At 42.1% G+C, this 25,475-nt stretch carries 21 protein-coding genes; 4 read left to right on the plus strand and 17 right to left on the minus strand.

The window, feature by feature from the left end:
* Positions 1-165: 165 nt before the first annotated feature.
* The 3 genes from AC0VYT_RS09900 to AC0VYT_RS09910 all read right to left on the minus strand — a co-directional run bounded on the left by AC0VYT_RS09900 (position 166) and on the right by AC0VYT_RS09910 (position 2,975).
* Positions 166-1,098, minus strand: a complete 933-nt coding sequence (locus tag AC0VYT_RS09900) for an FAD-binding protein (RefSeq protein ID WP_005019249.1) — start codon at positions 1,096-1,098, stop codon at positions 166-168.
* A gap of 18 nt (positions 1,099-1,116) precedes the next feature.
* Positions 1,117-1,869: an electron transfer flavoprotein subunit beta/FixA family protein gene (locus AC0VYT_RS09905; protein WP_005019247.1), complete on the minus strand. Its 753-nt coding sequence runs from the start codon at positions 1,867-1,869 to the stop codon at positions 1,117-1,119.
* Positions 1,870-2,369: 500 nt separating this feature from the next.
* The gene (locus AC0VYT_RS09910) at positions 2,370-2,975 is read right to left on the minus strand and encodes a LysE family translocator (RefSeq protein WP_005019245.1); all 606 of its coding nucleotides are present in this window, start codon (positions 2,973-2,975) and stop codon (positions 2,370-2,372) included.
* 115 nt (positions 2,976-3,090) lie between these two features.
* Here AC0VYT_RS09910 and AC0VYT_RS09915 point away from each other — a divergent pair, with 115 nt between their 5' ends.
* Entirely contained in the window at positions 3,091-3,585 is a 495-nt protein-coding gene (locus AC0VYT_RS09915; RefSeq protein ID WP_005019243.1) for an Lrp/AsnC family transcriptional regulator, read from the plus strand.
* A 323-nt stretch (positions 3,586-3,908) separates the two neighbouring features.
* Here the strand turns inward: AC0VYT_RS09915 and AC0VYT_RS09920 are convergent, their stop codons facing one another.
* The 6 genes from AC0VYT_RS09920 to AC0VYT_RS09945 form a co-directional block, all read right to left on the minus strand.
* Complete coding sequence (locus tag AC0VYT_RS09920; RefSeq protein ID WP_005019240.1) at positions 3,909-4,280, minus strand: hypothetical protein; 372 nt, start codon at positions 4,278-4,280, stop codon at positions 3,909-3,911.
* A 178-nt stretch (positions 4,281-4,458) separates the two neighbouring features.
* Positions 4,459-5,349, minus strand: coding sequence for a site-specific tyrosine recombinase/integron integrase (xerA, locus tag AC0VYT_RS09925; protein ID WP_171053886.1), 891 nt, complete (start codon positions 5,347-5,349; stop codon positions 4,459-4,461).
* A gap of 80 nt (positions 5,350-5,429) precedes the next feature.
* Positions 5,430-6,275 carry a diaminopimelate epimerase gene (dapF, locus tag AC0VYT_RS09930; protein WP_075040392.1) on the minus strand — a complete coding sequence of 282 codons (846 nt, stop codon included), beginning with the start codon at positions 6,273-6,275 and terminating at the stop codon, positions 5,430-5,432.
* 10 nt (positions 6,276-6,285) lie between these two features.
* The gene (lysA, locus tag AC0VYT_RS09935) at positions 6,286-7,536 is read right to left on the minus strand and encodes a diaminopimelate decarboxylase (protein ID WP_476496653.1); all 1,251 of its coding nucleotides are present in this window, start codon (positions 7,534-7,536) and stop codon (positions 6,286-6,288) included.
* Positions 7,537-7,559: 23 nt separating this feature from the next.
* Entirely contained in the window at positions 7,560-7,811 is a 252-nt protein-coding gene (gene lptM / locus AC0VYT_RS09940) for an LPS translocon maturation chaperone LptM (protein ID WP_005027117.1), read from the minus strand.
* Between the two features lie 137 nt (positions 7,812-7,948).
* Positions 7,949-9,352, minus strand: a complete 1,404-nt coding sequence (locus tag AC0VYT_RS09945; protein WP_005406632.1) for an amino acid permease — start codon at positions 9,350-9,352, stop codon at positions 7,949-7,951.
* 499 nt (positions 9,353-9,851) lie between these two features.
* On the opposite strand from AC0VYT_RS09945, the gene radA reads away from it, so the two are divergent.
* Positions 9,852-11,243, plus strand: a complete 1,392-nt coding sequence (gene radA / locus AC0VYT_RS09950; protein WP_248124515.1) for a DNA repair protein RadA — start codon at positions 9,852-9,854, stop codon at positions 11,241-11,243.
* A gap of 106 nt (positions 11,244-11,349) precedes the next feature.
* Positions 11,350-12,351 (plus strand): Tim44 domain-containing protein, encoded by a 1,002-nt coding sequence (locus AC0VYT_RS09955; RefSeq protein WP_476496654.1) that lies wholly within the window; start codon positions 11,350-11,352, stop codon positions 12,349-12,351.
* Positions 12,352-12,404: 53 nt separating this feature from the next.
* On the opposite strand, the gene epmA is transcribed toward AC0VYT_RS09955, so the two are convergent.
* Positions 12,405-13,379: an EF-P lysine aminoacylase EpmA gene (epmA, locus tag AC0VYT_RS09960; protein WP_005019229.1), complete on the minus strand. Its 975-nt coding sequence runs from the start codon at positions 13,377-13,379 to the stop codon at positions 12,405-12,407.
* The gene (locus AC0VYT_RS09965; RefSeq protein ID WP_005019228.1) at positions 13,376-14,446 is read right to left on the minus strand and encodes a 4-phosphoerythronate dehydrogenase; all 1,071 of its coding nucleotides are present in this window, start codon (positions 14,444-14,446) and stop codon (positions 13,376-13,378) included. The genes epmA and AC0VYT_RS09965 overlap by 4 nt, the downstream gene beginning before the upstream one ends.
* Positions 14,447-14,823: 377 nt before the next feature.
* Between AC0VYT_RS09965 and AC0VYT_RS09970 the strand changes: the two genes are divergently transcribed.
* Entirely contained in the window at positions 14,824-16,251 is a 1,428-nt protein-coding gene (locus tag AC0VYT_RS09970; RefSeq protein WP_005019227.1) for a glutamine synthetase family protein, read from the plus strand.
* 112 nt (positions 16,252-16,363) lie between these two features.
* On the opposite strand, the gene AC0VYT_RS09975 is transcribed toward AC0VYT_RS09970, so the two are convergent.
* The 6 genes from AC0VYT_RS09975 to AC0VYT_RS10000 form a co-directional block, all read right to left on the minus strand.
* Positions 16,364-17,059, minus strand: coding sequence for a response regulator (locus AC0VYT_RS09975; RefSeq protein ID WP_005019225.1), 696 nt, complete (start codon positions 17,057-17,059; stop codon positions 16,364-16,366).
* Positions 17,060-17,071: 12 nt separating this feature from the next.
* Positions 17,072-19,732, minus strand: coding sequence for a sensor histidine kinase (locus AC0VYT_RS09980; protein ID WP_005019223.1), 2,661 nt, complete (start codon positions 19,730-19,732; stop codon positions 17,072-17,074).
* Between the two features lie 94 nt (positions 19,733-19,826).
* Positions 19,827-20,432: a potassium-transporting ATPase subunit KdpC gene (kdpC, locus tag AC0VYT_RS09985; protein ID WP_005019222.1), complete on the minus strand. Its 606-nt coding sequence runs from the start codon at positions 20,430-20,432 to the stop codon at positions 19,827-19,829.
* A gap of 10 nt (positions 20,433-20,442) precedes the next feature.
* A complete protein-coding gene (gene kdpB / locus AC0VYT_RS09990; RefSeq protein ID WP_005019220.1) occupies positions 20,443-22,467 on the minus strand; it encodes a potassium-transporting ATPase subunit KdpB in 2,025 nt (674 codons plus the stop codon).
* A gap of 10 nt (positions 22,468-22,477) precedes the next feature.
* On the minus strand, positions 22,478-24,190 hold the full coding sequence (gene kdpA / locus AC0VYT_RS09995; RefSeq protein WP_005019218.1) for a potassium-transporting ATPase subunit KdpA: 1,713 nt from the start codon (positions 24,188-24,190) through the stop codon (positions 22,478-22,480).
* Positions 24,191-24,605: 415 nt separating this feature from the next.
* Positions 24,606-25,394 (minus strand): TorF family putative porin, encoded by a 789-nt coding sequence (locus AC0VYT_RS10000; RefSeq protein ID WP_476496655.1) that lies wholly within the window; start codon positions 25,392-25,394, stop codon positions 24,606-24,608.
* Positions 25,395-25,475: the final 81 nt, after the last annotated feature.

The raw sequence follows: 25,475 nt of genomic DNA on the forward strand, positions 1-25,475 counted from the left end.
GCTTGACGCTATTTTATTTTTTATGGTTGGCTCAAAATTTCCAACTTAAATTTACTTTATTTTTCATTTTTTTATTAGGCTTAGCAATTCTTGTATTTAATTTAGAGTGCCCTGACTTAAAAATAAAAAACGCCCGAAAACGGACGTTTTTTGATACATAAATGCTTAAAGCTTAGAAACCAACTCAGGAATGACCTGGTTCAAGTCACCTACCAGCCAGTAGTCAGCAATAGCATTGATTGGAGCTTCTTCATCTTTATTGATCGCTACGATCACTTTAGAATCTTTCATACCAGCCAAATGCTGAATCGCTCCAGAGATACCTACAGCGATATAAAGCTCAGGTGCAACGATCTTGCCAGTTTGACCCACCTGCATATCATTTGGTACAAAGCCTGCATCAACTGCGGCACGTGAAGCACCTTGTGCAGCACCAAGCTTGTCAGCGAGCGGATCAAGGATTTTATGATAGTTCTCACCTGAACCCACGCCACGACCACCGGATACTACAATACGTGCACCAGCGAGTTCAGGACGTTCAGATTTGACGATCTCTTCATTTACGAATGACGAAACACCAGCATCTTTCACTTCACCAATCGTTTCAACTGTTGCAGAACCGCCTTCAGCAGCTACTGCATCAAATGCTGTCCCACGAACTGTACCTACAATAATATCTTCTGAAGATTCAACAGTCGCGATCGCGTTTCCTGCATAAATCGGGCGACGGAAGGTTTTAGGACCTACCACAGCCACGATATCAGTTACCATGCTGACATCAAGCAGAGCTGCCGCACGTGGTAAAATATTTTTACCGGAAGTTGTAGCAGCAGCAAGAATATGCGAATAGTTCTTACCAATTTCTGCAATTAAAGCAGCAACATTTTCAGCCAGCTGGTTGGCATAAGCTGCATTATCAGCAAGTAAGACTTTACTTACACCAGCAACTTTAGCAGCAGCATCAGCAACTGCCTGAGCACCAGAACCCGCAACCAATACAGTGATATCACCACCGATTTCTTGAGCCGCAGCAACAACATTTAGAGTCGCAGCATTCAGGGTGTTATTGTCGTGCTCAGCGATAACTAAAATACTCATGATTTTTATCCTTCTGTATTAGATCACTTTCGCTTCATTTTTAAGTTTGTTGACCAGTTCATCAACAGACTTCACTTGCACCCCTGCCTGACGTTCAGCCGGAGATTCAACCTTAACAGTTTTCAGCTTAGAAGCTGCTGTTACGCCATAATCTGCTGGAGACTTGGTTTCAAGCGGTTTTTTACGTGCTTTCATAATGTTTGGCAGAGCCGCATAACGAGGTTCATTCAAACGCAAGTCAGTGGTAATAATTGCAGGAAGTGATAGCTCAACAGTTTGCAGACCGCCATCAATTTCACGGGTTACCTGAACCTTGCCACCTTCAACTTTAACTTCTGAAGCAAAGGTACCTTGGCCCGCACCAAGCAGTGCGCCCAGCATCTGACCGACCTGATTACTGTCGTCATCAATAGCCTGTTTACCCAAAAGGATAATTTCTGGTTGTTCCTGCTCCACGATCCCTTTTAAAATTTTGGCAACTTCGAGCGCCCCAATTTCATCAGTCGCAGTTTCTACTAAAATTCCGCGATCAGCGCCTAGAGCCATAGCAGAACGAATTTGTTCCTGTGCTTCTTTAGGACCGATAGAAACCACTACGATTTCTGATACTGTTCCTTTTTCTTTTAAGCGAACCGCTTCTTCCACTGCGATTTCACAAAATGGGTTAATTGACATTTTAACGTTAGTAAGGTCTACCCCACTATGGTCCGGCTTAACGCGAACTTTAACGTTGGCATCAACCACACGTTTTACAGCAACAAGAGCCTTCATGTAATCCTCGGCTGTTTTAGCAAAAGTAAATGTTGAGAAAAGCTATGATAACTCTTCAATTAAAATTTTTTAGGTGCCTTATCTTGCAATGGGTATGGCATTTGGGTCAAGTCACAATTACCTTTGGAGACGTAAAAAAGCGTAAAAACCGTGAAATGCAGAGTTCATAAAAAAATGTAACAGGGATCTTAGGGCAATTACTCTACTAGTTAACTGATATTTATATATTTATTTTTATTAAAATTTTATGATTCAAATTCGGGTATTAAAGTCAGAAAACCTGAACCGGTACTGAAGTGATTTAAAGGCTGGTAGCTTAAGTTTTAAAGTATGACTGGACAGATCAAATATGTCATTTAAGACACAACCAGAACAGTTTATTCAGCTTTTAGCTTATAAGAAGGCAGTCTTCTGGCCTTAAAAACGCTTTAACACAATCAAATTTTCCAATGTACTTAAAATCTAAAAAGCATGCCCATATAGCATGCTTTTTAGATTCATCAGTTCACTAGAAGCCAAGTGGCCGCTATTGCAAGCAATCCACCCGAGGTTCCATCAATCCATTTCTGTTTTTTTGCATCAATGGAAGTTTTTTGTGTAATTTTGGCAAAGACCATACTTAAACTGCAATATACAATAAAAATGAGCCCAATAAAGATAAAGGATAAAATTAAGCCCTGACTTACTGTATTTTTTGTTTTATCAATGAACTGGGGAAGAATAGCAAAGTAGATCAGCATTCCTTTTGGATTTAGTAAAGCCGTAAAAAACCCCTTCCTGACCGGATTTGTATGAGGTATCTCTTCAACTGTCACTTTTTTCTGATTAAACACAGACTTTAGCAAATTAAAAGCCAGATACAACAGATAGGCAATTCCTATATAGCGGATCGTATCAAACAGCAAAGGTGAAGATACAATAATTGCTGCGATTCCTAAAGCAACCAGAACTGAATGAATCAGATAGCCAAAACATATACCAAAAGTTGCCATCATGCCTGCTTTTGCATCTTTACCCATAACTTGTGACAAGATAAACAGCATATCTGGTCCAGGTGTGAAAATTAGGGGAAGCACGGTCAATGCAAAGAGTACAAATACAGACATTTTCTTTTTCCTGTTGAATGTCCTGAATCAGGAAAATAAGTATCTACGAAAAGCTGTAAAATAGGATTTCAAATATTTTATAATAAGAATTAATTTTCGAATAAAATTCTAATTTATGAAACAAGATTCTAAATTAATTCGGATAAAGCTAGATCGCATCGACAGAAATATCATTCAGGCATTACAAAAGAATGCCCGTATCCAAAATAATGATCTGGCCACAGTCATTGGACTATCCCCCTCTTCGTGTTTACGACGAGTCAAACTGCTTGAAGAAGCTGGTATTATTCAGCATTACACTACTGTCGTAGATATGCAGAAAATCGGTTTTCAACTGATTTTATTTTCACGAATCTGGCTGGTTGGGCAGGATGCTGAAACTATCGATACTTTTATTTGTGCAATGAAGGAACTGCCCCAAGTAATGGAGTGCTATATTATTTTGGGTGAATGTGATGCAATGCTTAAAGTTGTAGTACCTGATCTAGAGAGTTACCGAAAATTTCAATCTACACATCTGACTAAAAAGAATGGTATTACAAGCGTAAAAACAGATTTACCTAGCCAAATTATTAAACAAAGTTTTCAGTTGCCTCTTGATGACCTTTGATTTTAGCTTAACTTAGATTCCTGAATGATGGCATATGGCAGTATTTATTTTGCTTCATCTAATGACTGTTCCTTGAAGCAATATTTTCCTCTTACATTATTGAAGGAATTCTGTTTTGTGAGTATATAAATCAGCCACTCTTTCTTAAGAGGCAATCAGAAACTGCTCTTTTAAATAATTATTTTAGTCAAAATATGGGGCATGTTTTGTATAGGGGTATCCTTAAGTAGCATCCTTGCCCGATGCTCAGTTGAAAGTTTCATTAATAAGCTTAACTACTTTTTTCCTTTATAGCTTACTGTTCAAATCCAATATCTATAATTTCAAGCAATATGATTTTCTAAAAAATCCCGATGTATATGACTCAAAGCAATCAATTCATATTGAGACAGCCCAAATATTCTCCATACTTCTATAAAGTCTTCTTTTAAGTCTATAGGCATTGGAACATGAGCAGTTTCTTGCCACTTTTGATCTGAAATCCAGAGATAAGTTTGCAAGGTATCAGAATGCATAGCCTGAATTTTACCCTCGGCATTGATTCCCTGAACCAGGGTATGAGCAGGCAGCGCCGCTTCAATAGTAGGTAAACTGATTTCTACAAAATGTTTGACCTGACGTAAGCCATACCCAGCAAATATATCTTTCTGTGCCGGACTTAGCTCATCATATTTCTGTTGAATATTGACAATCATTTTAGGTCCCCATTTCTATTAAAATATTCCAGTGATGAGAAGAGAAACCGGTTCATTTTCCTATCTCGATCACTATAAAATTAAGCTGTTTTTATACTTGAAAAATTAAGTTTTGATTATTCTACAATAGTTCTAGTTTTAGGTCAGATGGATTTTAGCTATTCTTTTTAGCAACTATTTATTTAATTTTAACAGCTCTGGGATGGGCCTGATCATAAATTTTAGCCAGATGGTCAAAGTCAATATGGGTATAAATCTGTGTGGTACTCAAATTACTATGGCCCAACATTTCCTGAACTGCTCGAAGGTCACCACTATTAGAGAGCATATGACTTGCAAAACAATGCCGGAGTAAGTGTGGATGCAGATCAATATTTACTCCGGCCCGCAGTGCTTGTAACTTGACCCGGTTCTCAATTTGCCGGGGGCCCAGCTGGCCGCCTTTTTGACTGATAAAAACTGCCGAATCTGCATTAAATTGGCCTTGCCAGAGCCGATAGACTTCGAGCCACTTCAGCAGACTCTCATAAGCTTGAGTACCAAATGGTACAATCCGGGTCTTGTTACCTTTACCTGTAATACGCAATAGTCGTCGATTAAAATCGATATCTTTCATACACAGACTCTGTAATTCTGTTAGGCGTAATCCGCTAGAGTAAAGTAGCTCCAGCATGGCTTTGTCACGCAGCCATAAATGTTGGTCCTGAAGTTTTTCAGGTGCCGGCTGGTCCAGAATCTGCTGCACCGTTTCAATATCTATCATGCCGGGCAATGGCCGTGGCTGCCGTTTAAGCTGAAAGTCATCTGCAGGATTAAAACCGAGATATTGACCCTGCTCAGCCCATTTCATGAACTGCCGTATGGCAGATAAATGGCGTTGCAGGCTGCTGGAGCTTAACTGCTCTCGTTCTACCTTTAAAGCCAAGTATTCACGCAAATCTGAAGCTTCAATACTGTTCAGCGGTAACTTCTTAACAGCACAGAAATCCAGAAAATCTTTTACATCACGTGCATAGGCACTTAAGGTATGGGCAGATTGATTCTGGATCTCTCGCTCTTTGAGCCACATAGAAAGCAAGTGTAATGCTTCAGGCTGCATCCTGCCCTCTCTGGGAGTGAATAGAACTTTTAATACTATTTAATTCGGTTTTAATTACTTTGAAAATAACGCAAATCCAAACGGCCTTCATAAACATTTGCTGTAGGACCTGTCATCCATACCACATCACCCTCACGCCAGCCAATCTGTAACTTGCCGCCTGCGAGCTCGACTTCCACTTCTGGGGCAAGCAGACCACGGCGCATGCCACTTACCGCAGCAGCACAAGCACCTGTACCACAGGCCAGTGTTTCTCCAGAACCACGTTCAAAAACACGTAAGCGCACCTGTTTTTCATTCAGGATCTGCATGAAGCCGACATTCACACGTTCAGGGAAGCGTACATGTGATTCTACTTGTGGACCAATAGATGCGACCTCAGCAGTCAGTACATCTGGCACAATAGTTACTGCATGGGGATTCCCCATATTCACCACATCAATTTTAAGCAGTTGATTGTTGTTCAGCTCTAGTGCATATAAAGGATCAGTTTCTTCTGTTACAAACGGAATGAGCTCTGGAGCAAATTTCGGATAGCCCATATTAACCCGAACCCAGCCGTTTGGCCCCAGTTCCGGCTCGACAATACCGGATTTGGTCTGTACTTTAATTTTGGTTTTCGTGGTTAACTGGCGCTCATGCACAAAACGTGCAAAGCAGCGCACTCCATTACCACACTGCTCTACTTCTGACCCATCTGCATTAAAAATACGGTATTTGAAATCAGCAGTAGGTAGGTCTGGTGGCTCAACAATCAGGAGCTGGTCAAAACCGATACCAAAGTGACGATCTGCCAAGCGCTGAATAGTAAGCGTATCGAAATAGGCACGCTGGGTAATCAGGTCCACGACCATAAAATCATTACCCAGCCCATGCATTTTAGTAAATTCCAGCATGTTTTTTTACTCACACTTCTGGTAACAGATGTTCACGTTCCCACAGCGACTCAATAGTCTCACGTTCGCGCACCAGATATGCCTGATGATTATTCACCATAACTTCTGCTGCCCGTGCTCGTGTATTGTAATTAGAACTCATCACAAAACCGTAAGCACCAGCACCCAGAACGGCCAGAAGGTCATCCTCTGCCAGCGCCAGTTTACGCTCTTTTCCTAGAAAATCGCCTGTTTCACAAATAGCACCCACGATATCCCATTCTTGTTCTTGCATATCCTGATGTGGTTCCACTGGTTGTATATCCATCCATGCTTCATAGAGTGCAGGTCGAATCAAATCATTCATTGCAGCATCAATGATAGCAAAATTACGGTGATTGGTTGGCTTGAGTAGATCTACTCTGGTAAGCAGTATACCTGCATTGGCTGAAATACTGCGGCCCGGCTCCATATAAACTTTCAGCCCCAGCTTTTGCAAAGCCGGTTTCAGGGCATCTGCATATTCCTGTACAGTCGGTGGCACTTCATCTTTATAAGTTACGCCCAATCCACCTCCAATATCGATGTGCTTGAGCTGTATCCCCAACCCATTAAGCTGTTCAATCATCAACATGACGCGCTCCAAGGCGTCTACAAACGGTTTGGTTTCAGTCAGCTGTGAGCCAATATGACAGTCAATCCCCACGATATCCAAATTAGGCAGTGAAGCTGCATACTGATAGGTTTCAAATACGCTATCTGAAGGTATACCAAACTTATTTTCTTTTAAGCCCGTTGAGATATAAGGATGAGTTTTTGCATCGACATCCGGATTTACCCGTAGGGAAACAGGCGCCTTTTGACCCAATTTTTCAGCAACTTTCTGAATACGGTCAAGCTCGGCATGAGATTCAACATTAAAACAGGCAATTCCAACATTTAAGGCTTTTTCAATATCTGCTTCAGTTTTTCCAAGACCTGAAAATACTACTTTGGCTGGATCACCGCCAGCAGCCAGAACACGAGCCAGCTCACCACCAGTGACAATGTCAAAACCGGCACCCAGTTTGGCCAACACACCCAGAACCGCAAGATTGGAGTTAGATTTCACGGCAAAACAGATCTGATGATCAATGAAGTTAAATGCACGGTCCATATCTGTATAGTGTTTTTCAAAAGCCTGTTTTGAATAAACATACAAAGGTGTACCAAACTGCTGTGCAAGCTGCTTCAGTGAACATTGCTCTGCATGCAACACCCCATTGATGCGGGTAAAACTCATGAATGTATCCTTATCTGTTCTGCTTATGGTGTAGGTTGAGTAGCTGGTTCAGCATCAGGTGCTGCAAAAGTCTCGCTTACTGGCTCGTCAGATTGCTGGGCTTGATGGGTATCGCTGGGCTTGCTTTGCTCGGGCGCGGTATTTGGATAAAGCAGATATCTTGCACGTTTATCATAATTGGGATCATTGGGTAGCTGTAGAGCCCCTGACTGACCGCAACCGGCAAGTAGAGTCGCCGTAACCAATACACTGATGTAGCAAACGACAAGACGCATCTGGCCACCTATTCGATAATTTCCATAAAGTATACTGTGATCAATATTTTGACCATAGTGTTTCAGGCTATAGAGATTAAAGCGAGATGAAAAAAAACGCCAGTTCTAAACTGACGTTTTTTAACAGTTACTGCAAATTATGATTTCTTGCTTTTAGTAAAGAAGTAGCCAATGGCCAGAATAATCAGCCACAACGGGCTAACCTTGAGCGCCTGGAATGTATCTGCTTCCAAGGACAATACATAAACCATCCCAATAAAGAAAATAATGACCACCCAGCAGGTAAATACTCCACCTGGCAATTTGAAAATTGACTTGGCATGCAATTCCGGACGCTGTTTGCGGTAGTTAATATAACTCCACATAATGATGATCCAGACACAGATGAACAGAATAGTTGACAAGGTTGTTGCCAGCGTAAATGCCTGAACTGCGTTTGGAACAAAATACTGTAGAGCAGCTCCCAACAACAGACAGACAGCTGAGAAATACAAGGCATTTGCCGGAATAGCGCGTGATGTCAGTTTACCAAACCAGCGTGGTGCCTGAGCTTCACGGGACAGGCCAAATAGCATCCGGCTGGTTGAAAAAACACCACTGTTCATTGATGACATGACCGAAGACAGCACTACGAGGTTCATAATAATTGCAGCTGCTGCTACGCCTGCTTGACTGAACAGGTTTACAAACGGGCTGATATTAGGATCAATCTTATTCCAAGGGGTAACTGACATGACAATCAATAGCGCCAGCACATAGAAAATAATAATCCGTATTGGAATTGAATTAACCGCTTTAGGTAAATTACGCTCCGGGTCTTTAGTTTCAGCAGCTGTTGTACCGACCAGCTCTACGCCAACAAAGGCAAAAATTGCAATCTGGAAGCCTGCCAAGAAACCGCTCATCCCTGTGGGGAATAGACCATCATGTGACCACAAGTTAGTAAAGGAAGCTACTTCACCTGCTGTTGAAGTAAAGCCAGTAAAGATCATCCACAGACCTACGGCAATCAGTACTACAATGGCAATAATCTTGATCAGGGCAAACCAGAATTCCATCTCGCCAAACAGTTTTACGGTAACCAGATTCAGCCCCATAATAAAGACAATTGACGCAATACTGATCAATACTCCTTCTAATGGTGTAAAAGGTAAGCCATTATTAAAGAATTGCAGGTAGTAAATAATTGCGGATAAATCAGCAATCCCTATAGTGATCCAGCATAGCCAGTAAGTCCAGCCAACAAAATAACCTGCCCAAGGACCGATCAGATCAGCAGAAAAATCAATAAATGATTTATAGTGCAGATTAGAAAGTAGCAGTTCTCCTAATGCACGCATCACTAAAAAGACCATTACCCCGATGATCATATAAATGAATAAAATGGATGGTCCTGCCAAACTGATCGTTTTCCCTGATCCCATGAATAAACCGGTACCAATAGCACCGCCAATGGCGATCAGCTGCAGGTGACGGTTCGATAAACTCCGTTTTAGCTCTCCATCCTCTTCTGGAATAGAGCTATGCATTTGGTTAGACATTTTTAATTTCTTCTTAAAACATTTTGCAACAAACTTAGCTCAAAACTCATCTAAAACAAAAATTATTTTTCACTCGGCAACATTCTTTTGAACATTAATTAACCAAAGAATTAATTTTATTTTTTCATATAGTTTAATTTTCATATAATATTTAATAGTATTTTTTTAAATTTAATATATTAATTAAATAGTTATATATAAATTATCCTTATATTTTCATTAAAAAATAACTTTAAATCACTTCGACTAATTATTGTGTTTTTCCTAACACAATAATGGGAAAAATTTACTGCTATTTCGTATATCAAACATTCTTATTGCCAGACATCCTATAAAACAACTTCTTTATGCTCCACTTAGGTAGAATCCTTATAGTTCTGGAGAATATATAAATTGCTTTCTGACGACATGATCTAACGTTCTATATCTACGAAGCTTTCCGTTTCAGCAGCTTTATCTCTACAATAGAACCCTTTTCCAAAGGTTATATATTTCGATTATGGCTAAAGCAAAAACGGTTTATCGCTGCGAACAGTGTGGAGCAGACCATTCAAAATGGGCAGGTCAATGCTCAGAATGTGGCGAATGGAACAGCCTGACAGAAGTTGTGCTAGAACCTGCCGTGAGTCACCGTGCCAAACCGAATTTAGGAGGCGGTTATGCCGGACAAGCTACCAATATCACGACTTTAAACAAAGTCTCGGTCTCTCATGAAACGCGCCTGCCGACTGGTATTGGTGAGTTCGACCGAGTCCTCGGTGGGGGTCTGGTTACAGGCTCTGTCGTCCTGATCGGTGGTGATCCGGGTATTGGAAAATCCACTATTTTGCTACAGACTGCGACACATATGGCAAGTGCAAACAGCGCTGCGCTCTATGTTACAGGTGAAGAATCACTTTCGCAGGTTGCGTTACGCGCTCAGCGTCTAGACCTGCCGACTGACCGGCTAAAGGTTATGGCTGAAACATGTGTTGAAAGAATTTGCGAAGTTCTTGCCCATGAGCGCCCGGCGGTTGCCATTCTTGATTCTATCCAAACTTTATACACTGAGACCTTGCAGTCTGCCCCAGGCGGTGTCTCGCAAATCCGTGAATCAGCTGCCTTATTGACCCGTTTTGCTAAAAATAGTGGAACAGCATTATTTTTGGTTGGTCATGTGACTAAAGAAGGCGCATTGGCCGGGCCTCGTGTACTTGAACATATGGTCGACTGCGTACTGTATTTTGAAGGTCAGTCAGATTCACGTTACCGCATGATTCGTGCAGTCAAAAACCGTTTCGGTGCTGTCAACGAGCTGGGCGTATTCGGGATGACAGATAAAGGTCTGCGGGAAGTAGCCAACCCCTCTGCAATTTTCTTGAGTCGTTACGATGAAGCTATTCCTGGCTCAATTGTTATGATTAGCCGTGAGGGCACCCGACCTTTATTGGTCGAGGTACAGGCTTTGGTCGATGACGCTCATGGGCAGCCACGGCGGGTTGCTCTGGGTCTCGAGCAAAACCGTTTAAATATGCTGCTGGCAGTAATGCACAGGCACGGCGGTGTACAAACCTCGGGACAGGATGTTTATGTGAATGTAGTGGGCGGTTTAAAAATTACTGAAACAGGTTCTGACCTGGCAGTACTTCTGGCATGTGCATCGAGTTTGCGTGGTAAAGCTCTCCCCCAACAACTGGCTGTATTTGGCGAAGTCGGCTTGTCTGGGGAAATCCGTCCAGTTCCCAATGGGCAGGAACGTCTTAAAGAAGCGGCCAAACATGGGTTCAAGTACGTAATTTTACCTCGAGCCAATGCACCACAGAAACCGGTACCTGGTGTTCAGGTGATTGCGGTGGCCCGGTTACATGAGGCTTTAAGCGAAGCGCTACAGCTGAGTGATGAACTGTCTTAATATATGGTAATCATTTAATTTGAAAAAATACCGATCTAGCATTGAATTTCTATATAAAAGCCGGCATAAATAACATATCGAAATCGTTTAGATATAGGAAATTTTGATGGAAGTACACCAGCGTGGCTTGATGGCCGGTATTTTAATGGCGGCCTTGGTTATGTCACCTTTGGCTGAAGCAAAACGTGCCGGCGGTGGTAAGAGTATGGGTATGTCACGTTCTGCGGCACCTACCCAGTCTTATCAACAGCCTCGTCAGGCAGCTCCGGTTCAACAGCCTGCAACTGCGCCCCAGCGTTCTGGTCCGGGTGTAGGTTCAATGGTTGCTGCAGGTGTAGCAGGTGCTGCAGTAGGTGCAGTAGCAGCGAATGCTTTAGCAGATGACAATAATACCAACCCAAATGCACAGACAGCGGCAAATGATCAGGAGCTGGCTGCACAGCAACAGGCTGAACAAGAGAAAGGCGGCATTCCTGGCTGGCTCTGGGTTTTGCTTGCAGCCGCAGTTGCATTTTTTGTATTCCGTAAATTCGGAGCAAAAAAAAAACTAGCTACTAACAATCCGTATGCACCAAACTCAGCTGGACCAAATTCATCACCATTTGGCCAGCATAATGCAGCACCGCGTACTCAAGACAATACCAATATTTTCGGTCAGTCAGTTGGCGGTAGTTCAACTGCAGCGAACACGGCAAATAATGCGCCATTTGGTACGGCCTACACGAATAGTGGCCAACAGTTACCAGATGGCACTGAACCGGCAGCATTCTTGCGTATTGCGCGTCAACGTTTCAACCATATTCAGTCAATGAATACGGCGAGTAATATTGAAGAGATCCGTCGTTATTTAACTCCGGAACTTTATAATGCAATGCGTAGTGACATTATGGCCAATCAGGACCAAGATGTTGCCGAATTCAGTAACCTAAATGCTATGGTAGTCGACAGTGTAACTGAGAATGGCCAGTATGTGGTCAGTGTACGGTTTACAGGTACAGTGAGTGAAGACTTAAACAGTCTGCCACAACCTTTCTCTGAAACCTGGCATTTTGTTAAACCTGCCGGTTCTCAGCAAGACTGGGTAGTTGCAGGCATTCAGCAAGACTAATTGCCTTTGCTCATAAAAAAACCGCTCTTTCGAGCGGTTTTTTTATTTTAAACTCAAGCAATCTGTGCAGGAAATGTAATGACATTTTCCAGCCGCATCTGTCGGGTTGCTATCATTAATAAACGATCAATTCCCAAGGCAATTCCTGAACATTCAGGCATATACTGTAGAGCGGTCAATAAATTTTCATCTATTGGCATGACAGGTAGGCCAAGTGTACATCGTTCTGTATTGTCAGCTTCAAAGCGTTCCCGCAACACTTTGCTATCAATTAGCTCATCATAGGCATTAGCCAATTCCAGCCCTTCAATATAAAGCTCAAAACGGGCCGCTACCTGTTCCCCATCCTCATCAGTTTTCACTTTGGCCAGAGAAGCTAGCTCTGGTGGAAAATCGGTAAGAAATACGGGTGCATCAAAGCCTAAACTTGGCTCGACGAAATGTGAGAATAGCAGATCAATATAGGCAAGCCGGTCATCACCCAGATCTAGGTTTATGCCTAAACGGTTGGCAGTATCTTTCAGGAGTTTTACAGAAGCTTGTAATGGATTAATATCCAGACGGTCTTGAAATGCATGTTTATAACTTATTACCACCGGCCGCATTTCACCAAAACGTTGCACCAGACATATGTTTAAAAGCGCTGTGGTTTCATGCATCAAATCAAGAAGACTAAAACCTGGCCGGTACCATTCCAGCATGGTAAATTCACTATTGTGTTTGCGGCCATGCTCATCATCACGAAACACCTTGCAGATCTGGTAAATCGGACCGCTTCCACTCGCCAACAGCCGCTTCATGGTAAACTCGGGCGATGTCTGCAAATAATGTATCTGCAACTTCCCTTCTACATGGCGCTGCGCTGATACAGACGCAAGATGTACATCAGTGACTCCAGCCTGTGAAAGTACAGGTGTTTCAACTTCTAGCACATTCCGTTCAGCGAAGAACTGACGAATCTGGGTGTACATGGTAGCACGTGCCCGCATTACTTCTAATGTACAGGTGGGCTGATAACTATGTTTCATGCCTGAGGCCCCCCATGCGCAGACCATTCACGGCGCAGTGGGTAAGTCTTACGCAAGTGGTCAAAAGCTTGCTGATCAATTCTGCCGTCCTTTAGACAGGCACGTAAATTCTGGTCATCTCGGGCTATATCATAAATTTTGCCGAGACAAGTTTTGAGAACAGTTTTAATATCTGTCTGTTCAGTAAAATATTGTTCGCATACGGGTAACTGGCTTATAAAAGTCTTGCTGGCCATAAAACCAAATTTTTCACAGAAAGCTTCATAAATCATTTGTGTCCCTCTGGCCTTTCCTTCCAGACTATAACCAGCAATATGCGGTGTAACCAGCCTTACCCATTTTAGAAGCTCTTCAGAGATCACGGGTTCATGTTCAAATACATCCAGTACCACCAGACGATGTGTGGTTTGTATATCATGGATTAAAGACTGCTCTTCAATAACTGGTCCTCTTGCCGAGTTCACCAGAATTGCCTGAGTTTTCATAAGAGCCAAAGTTTCGGCATTAATTAAATGATGAGTAGGATAATGCCCTGTTTTAATTAATGGTACATGGAGAGAAATTGCGTCCGCTGAAGCCAGCAACTCCTGCAATGGAACCTGTGTAACCGCCAAGTGATTAACCAGAGGATCATAACCGATTACTTGCCAGTCTAGCAGTTCTGCCATATAAGCCAGCCGTGAACCGACATTGCCCAGACCAATAATCCCCAAGGTAAACTGTTTTCCAGCATCGAGTAACTCTGGTTTTAAACACAGTAATGCCGTAATTACATATTCAGCAACGGCCTGTGCATTACAGCCCGCTGCATTTGACCAGCTAATCTGCTGCTTTTCTAAAACAGGAATATCCAGATGATCTGTTCCGATTGTAGCACTACCAACAAATTTTAACTTTGTATTTTCAATGAGCTGCTGATTGACACGTGTTACAGAACGTATCAGTAAAGCATCCGCATCCTTCACATCCTCATGCATGAGTGTACGGCCAGCACGATGGTCAATTTCAGCAAAATCTGAAAAAAAGTAGTCTGTAAAAGCAAGATTCTCATCTGCTACGATCTTCATCTTCAGTCATCCGGGCATTAAAATATTATTATCAACCGAGATGAGCTGGATCTCAATCCATCCTGTTTTTTTATTAAGCAGTAGTGAGGATATAACTTTTAGCTATCCCAATAGCGATTTTTCAGATCTTAAGTGTATTTTAAGGTAATTATTTTTATATTTGATTTAATTAAAACATACACTGTTTTATAGTAAAAATAATATCTACGCTTTAATTCCTTATATAAATAAATTATTTAATTACATCAATAGAATTATATAAAAAAATGAATTTATTATTTTTAAACGCTTACAATCTAAAAAATTACGAACTCTTTACGTAATAATTTTTTGTACTCATCTACTATTTTCTTATCCTTATAAAAAAGGTTTTAAGCATGAGTAGTATTAGCGTTCCAACCCAAGAAAAAGATCTAAATCCTTTTATTAAAATTAAAGAGAATTTACTCAACAAGAGACCAGAATATTTAAATATTGATCATCCAGAAGATTTATTTTCCAGCGAAGTCAATGAATATTTAAGCCAGTATCCCCTTACCCGACATATTGATATCTGCCTGCATGATCTGAACGGACATGTCCGCGGCAAACAGATTGATGTTCAAAGTTTGAAGAAGATTTATAAAGGCTGCTATTTTCCCTTGTCTGTCTATGCCATGGATCTAGATGGCAAAGTGGTTGAGGAAACAGGTCTCGGAAAGTCAATCGGTGAGCCTGATATGCTCTGCATACCGATTTCCGGTACATTACAACCTTGCGCCATTCAGCCTGAGACGCATGCACAGCTTTATCTGACCATGCAAGATGAAAATGGTGAGGGCTGTAAATATGAACCCCGCAATCTTTTAAGCCATATTATCGCTCAGCTTCATCAGCAGGACTATTATCCGGTGATGTCGGCTGAGCTCGAGTTCTATCTCTACAAGCAAAATGCAGATGGGGAAGATGAGGTTTTATCAAGTCAGTGTTTTGACTTGAATACGCCTGACGACTATCAGTATGTACTTGAAGAAGTAGAGCAGATTGCACGTTTACAATCTATTGAAATGATCGGTATTGTTGCAGAAGCGGCCTCTGGTCAGTATGAAATCAATATTCAGCATACTTCGAATATTTTACGGTTATGCGATCAGATCATGGCGCTAAAACGTATTATCAAGCAGGTGGCCAGAAAACATCAGCTGCATGCCAGCTTTCTTGCCAAGCCCACCCTGCTAAAAGCGGGTAGCGGCATGCACTTTCATATGAGCTTGTGTAATGCTTCCATGCAAAATCTGTTTAGCTCAAATGAGCTGTCTACACCATCAAAAATGTTGTTAAAAGCGATTAGTGGCATGATTCAGCTGATGCCTGCATCAATGGCTATATTAGCCCCCAACATTAATTCCTACCGCAGATTTACACTTGGTCATCATGTTTCAATGGAAGCAAACTGGGGAATTAATAACCGCAATGTTGCCATCCGTATACCTTGCTCCGATCAGGAAAATCAGCGTCTAGAATACCGCGTAGCTGGCGCAGACTGTAATCCTTATCTGGCCATTGCTGTCATACTGATTGCTACCTTACATGGTTTAGAACACCAGTTAGATACTCCGCAACCAGTCCATCTTGCAAAATCAAAACATGAGCATATTAATTTACCCAAGCATCAGCTCGAAGCATTAAATCTTCTTAAGAACAATCCAGTATTAAAAAAATATTTAGGTAAAGAATTTATAGAGGTATGGTGTACAGTAAAATCTGCTGAATATTATAATGTTTATAACCAGATTACTGAAACCGAACAAAACTGGGATATTTAATTTTAATTATATTTAATACTCCAAATATCAAGTTTAAAAAGCTAATATACCTATTAGCTTTTTACTTATATAAATAAAATTTAGCTAATTAAAAAATAAGTGCTGAGAAATTTTATTTGCCCAGAAAACGCAGCCCAACCCCAGGTTCAGTGATAATATATTGAGGATGAATTGCATCTTCGCCTAGTTTATTTCTAAGCTTAGCCACCAGTATTCTAAGATAATGTGTATCTTCCTGATGGGTAGGTCCCCATAGCTCCTTTAAAATTTGTGGTTGAGTCAGTAACTGCCCCCGATTTCTAGCCAGTAATGAGAGCAGATGAAATTCTTTTCGGGTAAGAGCAACCGCCTGGCTGTTGATATAGGTCTGTCTCTGTACAAAATTGATTTTTAGATAACCATCGTCATAGTCATGGGTTTCAGTCTGGTTTAGCCTGCTCCTCAAGACCACACGTATCCTGGCCATGAGCTCTTGAACGCTAAACGGTTTGGTTACATAGTCATTGGCTCCGGCATCCAGCAAGGTCACCTTTTCTTGTTCATCTGAGCGTACCGACAGCACAATAACTGGAATTTCACTCCAGGACCTGAGTTCTTTCAATATGTCCTGACCATCCAGATCAGGGAGGCCCAGATCCAGAATAACCAGTTGCGCACTTTGGGAAGAGAGATATTCCAGTCCCTGCATAGCGGTGCCAAATAGCTGGGTCTGGTAGCCCTCCGACCTTAATGCGATTCCTAAAAATTTCCGGATTTGCGGCTCATCATCAATCACTACGATTCTGGTTTCTGCTGGGTGTATATTCACAGTTATTGCCTTTTAATCTTGTGAAATATGAACAGGTAAAACAATCTGAATATTGGTACCTTTATTTTTGAGACCAATCTGCGCCTTAATACTTCCTATATGTGCGGAGATAATGGCTTTAACAATCGCCAGTCCCAAGCCTGTCCCAGTAGGATTACGGTCGCCATGCATGGTATAGAACATATCAAAAATTTTTTCTCGGTCAGCAATATCGATACCTTTACCTTGGTCACTAATATCAAACTGGATATGTGCGGTATCAGGTTGTGAAAGAATAATATCAATTGGCTGATCTTCAGGATTAAATTTGGCAGCATTTTCCAGCACATTAAATAATGCCTGTTCAATCAGCGCAGGATGTACATAAATTTTCAGCTCTTGCAGCAGGCGTTGAATATTAAATTCAACTACAGGTTTATAACGTTTTAAGCGTCTGGTTGCTGTATCCACCAGTTCATTGACCTCAATCCAGTCACGCGTCAGTTTCAACCCCTGATAGCCCAGTCGGGTCATGTCCAGCAAATTCTGTATATAACGGTCTAGACGTTCTCCTTCCAGCCCTATGGTCTCGAGTAAAGTAAGCTGGTCTTCTTCGGTCATAGTAGACTTGTAAGTAGCAATGGTATCTGCTGCTCCTATCATAGCAGCCAAAGGTGAGCGCAGGTCGTGAGACACCGAAGAAAGTAAAGCTGAACGAAGTTTTTCAGTTTCAGAGCTGATATTGGCATATTCCAGTTCCTTGCTGAGCTGCGTCCTGGTAATAGCTTGGGTAATATATTCCACCATAGCTTCAGCCAGACGTCTTTGTTCAATATTCATTTCCCTCTGATTTTCTGAAATATTGAGCCCGATAACACCTATACATTCTTTCGAAGCCAATAAAGGCAGAAACCACCAAGCACTTTCACTCAAAGTCTGGGTAAAACGCCCGGAAGGCTGGTGATTCTTCAATGTCCAGTTTGCCGAAATTTTTTCTTTTTCGGTCAGCAGATTTTCATCTGAGCTTAATGCTGTTTCATCACTCAGCTTAAACCAGACCTGAACATTTAAACTTTTTTCCAGACTGTTCTGTCCGATTTCAATGACCTGCTGCAGGTCAACCGCAACAGAGAGTTTCTGCCCCAAATCCTGCATAATACTGTTATAGCTGTTTGCCGATCTTAGGGCGACCACCTGTTCACGCAAGCGTGATGCCAAACGGCCCGCAATAAGTGCTGCTGCCAGAAACGCCACTACAGTGATCACACTTTTATGAGCCGAAATCTGGAAAGTTAATGTCGGTGGAATAAAGAAAAAGTTATAGGCAAAGAAAAAAAGAATAGCTGCAAGCATGGCAGCAGTCATTCGGGTATTGGCTGCAACAAAAATAACCGCAGTAATAAAAATCAGTGATAGCTCTTCAACTTTTAAGTATTGCACACTTAGTTTTGCAATCAGAATACTAGTTATCGTTGTGATCAGTACAAAAATCAGTTCTTTTAAATTTAAGACATAATTTTGCCTGTTAAAACGGTAGGCTTGCGGCTTACCTTGCTGAACCGGAACAATACTCAGTTCAAATGCGAGTTGATATTTTAACAGCTGATGGGCTAAGGGCGGCCTTAACCAGCTGTAAAATAGCGGCCGACTTTCCTGTTCTAGTACCAGTATTGAAATTCCCCGTTCACAGGCAAAATTGTACAGTGTCCCTGCGTAATTTTTTCCATATAAAATATCGGTCATTCCCCCTAGCTGCCGTGCCAGATGAAGCGCCCGCTCAATTTCCCTGCCTGTACTGTGAGTTTCAAATGAGATCGGGTTATGACCGGATGCTGTAGTTAAAAATGCAGCTACAGTCCATTTTGCATTACGACGTTCGGCAATACGGCTTCCTATCCGTACCAATGCTTCAGAGTTCTGGTTACCCTGAATCATGATTAGCACATGATTATTCAGGGGCGTTAGCGAAAGACCCTTTACATCAAACTGCTCCCGTGCATCTATATCAATATGATGGGCCACCGTCTGTATGGCCAGTTCACGTAATGCTGTCAGGTTGGCAATATTAAAAAAGCTTTTTAAGGCATGCGCCGCCTGATCAGGTACATAAACTTTACCCTGATTTAAACGCTCCAGCAGCTCATTTACCGGTAAGTCGATGAGGCGTATATCACGGATACGTTCAAGAATCTGATCTGGTACGGTTTCTTTTACCCGTATTCCCGTAATCTGGAATATGACATCGTTCAAGCTTTCCAGATGCTGAATATTCATGGTGGTAAAAACATCGATACCGGCATCAAGAAGCTCATTAATATTCTGCCAGCGTTTTTTATGGCGGCTCCCGGGTATATTCTGGTGCGCCAATTCATCTACCAGTACAATGTCTGGATGGATCTGTAAAATACTGTCCAGATCCATCTCTTCAAGATTATGGTTTTTGTATTCAACTATCTTTCTTGGAATCACAGGCAGGCCGGCAACCAGCTCCTCAGTTTCCAGACGCCCATGAGTTTCAATATAACCAATTGCTACATTCTGGCCCTGTCCATATAGCTCATGCGCACGTGACAGCATGGCAAAAGTTTTTCCCACTCCTGGTGCTGCACCCAGAAAAATTGTCATGTGCCCCGTCTGATGACGCTTGACCTGCTGTAATAGTATATCGGCCTTATTTGTTTGTATATTTGTCATTTTTCATTCTTAAAACAGAGGATCATCAATCTCTTGAGCAAGGTATTAATGATCCTGAACGTGCATATTTCAGTATAAATGAAATCTTGAAAACTTATTTTCGTTTTAGCTGATCAAGTGCAAGATTCAACTCCAGTACATTTACCCGGTTTGAACCTAATACTCCAAATGTTGGCTGCTGGGCGTATTTAAGGACAAGTTCCCTTACCTGCTGTTCAGGCATACTACGCTGTTCAGCAATACGCTTTACCTGTATGAGAGCTGCCTGTACGCTAATTTCAGGGTCAATCCCGCTTCCTGAGGCAGTGACCAGATCTTTAGGGATCTGATCTGGCTGAATTGCTTCAAGGCTGGCAACCTGAACAATACGTTCAGCGATCACTTTCTGAAGTTCAGGATTGGTTCTGGCCAGATTGCTTCCCGCCAGCGCCATGGGGTCATAATTGGCCACTGATGGCCGTGAATGGAAATAAGAAGGAGCAGTAAAAGGCTGCGCCACCAGTTTGGAACCAACAACCTTGCCTTCATATTTAATCAGGCTGCCATGAGCCTGCTCTGGAAAAATTGCTTGTCCGATCTTTGTTGCAATCGCACTATAACCAAACCCGCATACTACTAAGGCGAACAGGCTTAAACCGATTGCTGGCCTGATTAAAGTACTAATGGCTGGCTGTGTAACAGGCTGAGTTAATATTTGCATATGATTCTCCTTAAACACCCATAATCAGGCTGACAATCAGGTCAATGCCCTTAATAGCAACAAAAGGCAATATGACTCCCCCCACGCCATAAATCAGCATATTTCGGCGTAATAGCTGAGTTGAAGTGGAAGGCGTAAATTTGACACCGCGCAATGCTAGTGGAATCAGTAATGAAATAATAATGGCATTAAAGATCAGTGCAGAAAGAATGGCACTTTCCGGACTGGCGAGTTGCATGACATTGAGTACCTGCATTTGTGGAATAGCCAATACAAATAAAGCCGGTAATATTGCAAAGTATTTAGAGATGTCATTTGCCAGCGAGAAAGTTGTCAATGCACCGCGGGTAATTAGCTGCTGTTTCCCAATCTCAACCACTGCCAGCAGTTTGGTCGGATCTGAGTCCAGATCTACCATATTACCGGCCTCTTTAGCAGCCTGAGTTCCAGAATTCATAGCCAGACCAATGTCGGCTTGTGCTAATGCCGGTGCATCATTAGTACCATCCCCTACCATTGCCACAAGATGACCATTTTGCTGCTCGCGGCGAATACAGGCCAGTTTGTCTTCTGGTTTAGCCTCGGCGATATAGTCATCTACGCCAGCTTCAGCTGCAATTGCAGCCGCAGTCAGAGGATTATCACCGGTAATCATAACGGTCCTGATTCCCATCTCTCTCAGGCGTGCAAATTTTTCTTTAATGCTGGGTTTGACCACATCAGATAGTTCAATCACTCCAAGAATATTCTGGTTTAAACTGACTACCAGTGGCGTTGCACCTTTGGAGGCTACCTGCTCTACCCGTGTTTTCAGTTCAGGATTATTTTCAAGAGACTGAGAGGTAAATTTCAAGATTGCATCTATGGCTCCTTTGCGGATTTGCTGGCCAGTTTCCAGATTAATTCCAGAAATACGGCTGGCGGCATTGAAAGCAATAAATTCGGCCTGTTCTGGCTGGTGCACATGCTCGCCCAGTTCTTTTGCCAGAGACACCACAGATTTACCTTCTGGTGTAGGGTCAGCAAATGATGTTAATACTGCTGCCTGACGTAGCTCAGATGGTGTTACGCCAGTTAGTGGATAAAATGCAGTTGCCTGACGGTCTCCATAAGTAATGGTTCCGGTTTTATCCAGTAATAGCACATCGACATCCCCCGCTACTTCAACCGCCTTGCCAGATTTGGCAATCAGGTTGGCTTTTAATGCGCGGTTCATGCCAGCAATACCAATGGCAGGCAATAAACCACCAATCGTTGTCGGAATCAGACAGACCAGTAAGGCCACCAGTACAATTGGATCAAGAGTAATGCCCAGAGATCCGGCTATGACTGGCAGGGTTGCTACCACCAGTACAAAGGTTAGGGTCATAACTGTCAATAAAATCCCCAGAGCAATCTCATTGGGAGTTTTCTGGCGGTTTGAGCCCTCAACCAGTGCAATCATCCGGTCCAGGAAACTATGTCCAGTTTCAGCAGTGACCTGTACAATAATGCGGTCAGTCAGAACTTTGGTTCCTCCGATCACACCAGAACGGTCCGTCCCTGCTTCACGCAGTACAGGTGCAGATTCGCCAGTAACCGCAGCTTCATTAATCGTGGCAAAACCATGCACAATTTCACCGTCTGCAGGAATCAGCTCCCCTGCCCGGATTTCTATTAAATCATTTAGAGCCAGTACTGTAGCAGCAATCTGTTCGCCCTCCTTATCCTGCAAGGTTTTTAAACGTCGGGCCGTGAGGTTCTGACGAGCCTGCCGCAGGGAAGCTGCCTGCCCGCGTCCTTTGGCCTCTGCTACAGCTTCTGCATAATTGGCAAATAAGACCGTAATAAAAAGAATAAAAGTAACAGTCATCCCAAAAAACAGCTGGGTCTGTCCGAACACTGTACTGAACAATGTAATCAAGGTTCCCAGCCATACCACTGCCATTACCGGATTTTTAATCATGTGCTGTGGGAGCAGTTTAATAAAGGCATTTTTCCAGGCAGCGCTCTGGTATAGAGCAGGAACTTTTTGTGTTTGATTCACAGATTTCATTATTTTCCCCTTAGCCCTGAACCAGTAGTAAATGGTCAGCAATGGGTCCCAAGACCAAGACAGGCATGAATTGTAAAAGAGTTAGCATGACCACAATGGCAATCAGTGTTAAGGCAAACGTTGGCGTTTCTACTTTCAGACTGCCTGCACTTTCAGGTACCTGCCGTTTAACTGCCAGACGCGCAGCAATCAGTAAAGGAATAATCAGTGCCGGAAAGCGGCCTGCCAGCAGCGCAATACTACAGCTGATATTCCACCAGACAGTATTATCAGCTAGTCCTTCAAACCCAGAACCATTATTGGCAAAGGCCGAAACATATTCATAAAATACCTGGCTGATTGCATGACTCCCGGGATTACTGTTACCAGTAAGTTCAGGAAAGAACAGGCTTATTGCAGTGAACAGTAAAATAATTGCTGGCTGAATAAGAATAACCACAGCCAGTAATCTGATTTCAGGCGCTTCAACTTTTCGGCCAAATAGCTCTGGTGTACGACCTGTCATCAGCCCGGCAATAAATACCGCTAGGAACAGATAGACCAAAAACTGCTGCAAGCCACAACCAATTCCACCCCAGATGGCATTGATCAACATGTTTGACAATGCAACCAGTCCAGTCAATGGTGCGGATGAATCATGCATCATATTGACAGAACCATTATTCACCTGCGTTGTCACAGCAGCCCAGAGTGCTGAAGAACTCTCAGCAAAGCGGACTTCTTTACCTTCCATTGATGAGATATTTGTGGCTGTATCAGATAAGCTTTCTGACCAGATTGCGCCAGTCGCCGAGATGACTGACATCAGCAGCATTGAACCAAATACAAAGCCTGCAAATTTTGGACGTCTGGTCAAAAAACCCAGCATGACAATAATAGATACTGGAATAAGTAGGATTGCTAGCATCTCCAGAAAATTAGAAAGTGGTGTCGGATTTTCTAAGGGCACACTACTGTTTGGCCCATACCAGCCGCCGCCATTACTACCAAGCTGTTTAATTGCCACCATCGGTGCCACAGGCCCTAATGGAATTTTCTGAGTAGAAAGTTCAGCATTAGGTTGAACTACCTGAACCTCTGGCCCGCCCTCAAAAGTCGAAGGTACACCCTGACTGTTCAGCAGCAGCGACCAGAGTAGACAGAGTGGAATTAAAAAACGGAATGTTGGCCGAATTACATCTGCCCAGTAATTTCCTACATTTAGTCTGGCCAGCGCTGAACTGTTATCACATTCGATAGGTCCTGGCTGTTTCAGATTAAACAACGCACGCAAGGTAGCAACTACCATAGCCAGCCCCATCATAGGTGTAATTATCTGCAAGCCCACAATACCGACCATTTGTGACAAATAAGATAGCTGTGCCTGACCAGAATAATGCTGCTGGTTAGTATTAGTCAGGAAAGAAATCATGGTGTGTAAAGCCAGGTCCCATGACATATTAGGTGCATGGTTTGGATTAAGTGGTAGCCATGCCTGTACCATAAAGAGTATCCAGACCAGCATGCCTACAACAAAACAACTTAAGACAAAGCTCAGTATATAGGTTCTGGTACTCATTTCCTGTTGAGGCTGGGTGCCCAGTACGGCGTAAACAGGTTTTTCTATCCAGCTAAACAGGATGTCACTTCTCATTTTGTGATATTGCATCACGTCTGATAGATATTTCCCCAAAGGAAAAGCAAGAATTACTACCAGCGCGATCAATAAAAAGAATTCCAACATGCCTCTTTCCCCTATTTCGATAAATTAGAAGACAAAAAGAGCATCTGGTATTTTTTCTTATTTAATAACGCGTCCCCATGATGACTTATTCTCATGTACGCATCATCTGCAAATTGGGTAAACATTTTTTGAACCTTGATCATTGGAAAATTCCACTATCAAGTATGAAAAAGGGTACCGTAAATTTTCTATTGATAAAGCACTAAAGGGCGTAAATTTTGCGTAAATTCTAATTTCTATATAAACTTTTAAAAAAAATAAAAACAATGACATAAAACTATTTTATATTTATAAAAATGAATATCCTGGAGAATAATCTAACTCATATAAACTATTTTTTATTAATATATTTATAGCCAGATTACTAAAAATAAAGCTCAAAAGTACGCAGTCATACTTTTGAGCTTATCGCATCTTAAAAAGCTTTGGTAAGGGTAAATACTGCGCCAGTATCTACACCGTGCTTGCCAGCATGATCTAACGCATCTGTATCCAGATTAGTACCCACTACAGCAAGTTCTGCGCTTGCATCAGGGAAAGAAGCGAAATTATAAGTCAGACCAGCTTTATAGTCGAAATAACTATTTTCACCTTGCTGATTAAAATCATAGTCATCTACAGTGGTATAGCCAATACTGGCCACCGCACCGAAATTAGTCTGGGCAAGCGGTACAGCATACCCTAGCGTAGCATTCCAGCTATTCTTGTCTTGACCTGCATAGTCATTGGTATAGCTCAGACTTGTTAATAGACTGTCATCATTTATTAATATACGTTCAAGAATAAGTCTGGCATATAACTCTGCATAATCACCCTCATTACCACTAATATAATTATAGTAACTTGCACCTATATCTAAAGTTACAGGTACTGAACTTGATAATTTGAGAGGCATGCTATAGCCAATTGATGGATCAAGTTCCATATGCGGGTCGGCAGTACCATAGTCTACATTCGAGGTAAAAGCACTAAAATATAATCCACTCTTATGTGTCAGAGTTGCGGTTCCCTGAATAGCTGGGTCAGTTTGGGTTTGGGTAATCCCGCGGAAACGGTAATCGCTGGTAAGGGTAATATTACCACTGAGTTCAAAGTCTTGGGTATTTTCAGCTGTTTCAGAAGCAGCAAAAATCTGATTTGAACATATACCAACAATTGAAAAAGCTATAACCTTTTTAAAGATTAAATTGGAGTTAAAAAGCATAATACATCACATAGATACTAAAATAAGTTATAAGATTAATTAGGCAGAGCGTAAAATTTATAGCATAAATTACTTGAAAAA

It is taken from the genome of Acinetobacter sp. QJM3NY_42 (genome assembly GCF_056173745.1).